The organism is Streptomyces sp. UH6 (assembly GCF_013421635.1).
Classification (GTDB): domain Bacteria; phylum Actinomycetota; class Actinomycetes; order Streptomycetales; family Streptomycetaceae; genus Streptomyces; species Streptomyces abyssomicinicus.
The window spans coordinates 1-2,038 of record NZ_JACADT010000998.1 but is presented as its reverse complement, the minus strand read 5'-3'; the positions used below and the strand labels follow the sequence as shown (position 1 = coordinate 2,038).

The following is a 2,038-nucleotide window of genomic DNA, read 5'->3' as shown; positions in this document are numbered from 1 at the left end:
TTCCACGTGGACACCGTCGGCCCGCACGTCCCGCCGCGCCTGGAGGGGCGCATCCTGCACGGCCGGGGCGCCGTCGACGACAAGGGCCCCGGGATCGCCGCCGCGGTCGGGGTGGCCGCCGCCTTCGCCGAGGACCCGGGGCTGGACGGCCGGATCGAGGTCCGCATCGCCTCCGTGCCCGGCGAGGAGGGCGGCGCGATGGGGACCTACGGGACCCGCGCCCTGGTCGACGCCGGGCACACCGGACGGCTGATGATCTTCGCCGAGCCGACCGGCAGCACCTTCATGGACGGCTGCACCGCCGCGATGACGCCGCGGATCACCGTGCTCGGCGAGGACTCCACCGACGACCATCCCGCCGACGGCCACAACGCCACCGTGCTGCTCGGCTTCCTCGCCGACTTCCTCTCCCGCCGGCTCGGCCCGCTCGCGCACGGCATGGGCGCCAAGCTCTGCGTCGCCGGCCTGCACACCGGCACCGCCCACAACCGGGTCTACGGCGGCGGGCGGCTGCTGCTCAACATCGCCTATCCGGCGACCGAGCAGGCCGAACTGCTCGCCGCCTCGCTGGAGGTGCTGATCGAGGAGGCCCGGACCGAGTTCGCCCAGCTGCACGCCCACGACCCGTTCACCCGCCGCACGGTGCGCGACTGGCGGCGCATCGTCCGCCTGGACTGGCTCAAGCAGGGTCTGCCCACGCTGCGCAACCGCGACCCGGAGGGCGAACTGATGCTGGAGCGCGCCGGGTTCAGCCGGCACGACGGCCTCGCCGACGGCTCCGCGTTCACCTGCGACGCGATCTGGGCCCCCGGGCCCGGCCGCTACGTCGCGGCGTGCGGACCGGGCCGCCTGGACGCCAACGGCGCCCACACGCCCGCCGAGTTCGTGAACCTGGACGACCTCGACGCCTACGCGCGGCGGGTCAAGGAGCTGGTGCACGCGTTCGCCGCCCGCACCGCCTGACCCGCCCACCCGCGCACCTCCCACGCCCCACCCACCCGAAAGACCCGCCCACCCGAAAGACCCACCCGCCGGAAGTCCCACCGCCCGAAAGAAGGAAGAACCGCCATGACCGTCCGCGTCCCCCTCGCCGAGCTCACCGCCTTCGTCCAGAACGTCCTCACCGAGTGCGGCCTCGACGCCACGTCCGCCCGCACCGCCTCCGACGTGATCACGTACGCCGACGCGCACGGCTTCACCACCCACGGCACCAACGGACTGGTGAACATCTACGCCCCCCGGCTGCTCGACGGCCGGATCGCCGCCGACGCCGCCCCGCGCGTCGTCCAGGAGACCGCCGGGGCCGCCCTGCTCGACGGTGACCGCGGCCTCGGCCTGGTCACCATGGACCTCGCCATGGACATCGCCATGGACAAGGCCCGCACCACCGGGATCGGCATGGTCGCCGTGCGCAACAGCACCCACTTCGGCAGTGCCGGCTACTACACGCAGAAGGCCGCCGCCGCCGGGCTGATCGGCCTGGCGATGACCAACTGCGGCGCCCAGGGCGTCGCCCCGCCGCTGGGCGGCACCGTGCGGATGCTCGGCACCAACCCGCTCAGCGCCGCCGTGCCGGTCACCCGGGGCGCGCCCTTCGTCCTCGACATGAGCACCACCGTGGTCGCCACCGGCAAGATCAAGGCCGCCCACCGCGAGGGCCAGGAGGTGCCGCAGGAGTGGCTGGTGCGGCACGACGGCACGCCGACGACGGACCCGGCCGCGTTCATGGACGAGGAGGCCGACGTCGCCTGGCTGGGCGGTCCCGCCGAGACCGGCGGCGCCAAGGGGTTCGGCCTCGCCCTCCTGGTCGACCTGCTGTGCGGCCCGCTGGCCGGCGCCGCCTACGGCCCGCGGCCCGGCGTGCTGAAGGGCGAACCGGCGAGCGACGACAACGTGGGCCACACCGCGATCGTGATCGACCCGTCGGCCTTCGGCTCCGCGCGGACCATCGCCGCCGAGAACCGCACCCTGCTGGACACGGTCGTCAACTCCCCGGCCGCCGCCTACGCGACCCGGGGCGTCACCTACCCGGGCGCCC

The 2,038-nt window shown here is 74.6% G+C and carries 2 protein-coding genes; both read left to right on the top strand.

Features of this window, described 5'->3' with window-relative positions; genetic code table 11:
• Window positions 1-963, top strand: a 963-nt coding sequence (locus tag HW445_RS28485) for a M20/M25/M40 family metallo-hydrolase (protein ID WP_180223727.1), incomplete at its 5' end; no start/stop codon positions are given.
• Window positions 964-1,068: 105 nt separating this feature from the next.
• Window positions 1,069-2,038, top strand: a 970-nt coding sequence (locus tag HW445_RS28480; protein WP_180223726.1) for an Ldh family oxidoreductase, incomplete at its 3' end; no start/stop codon positions are given.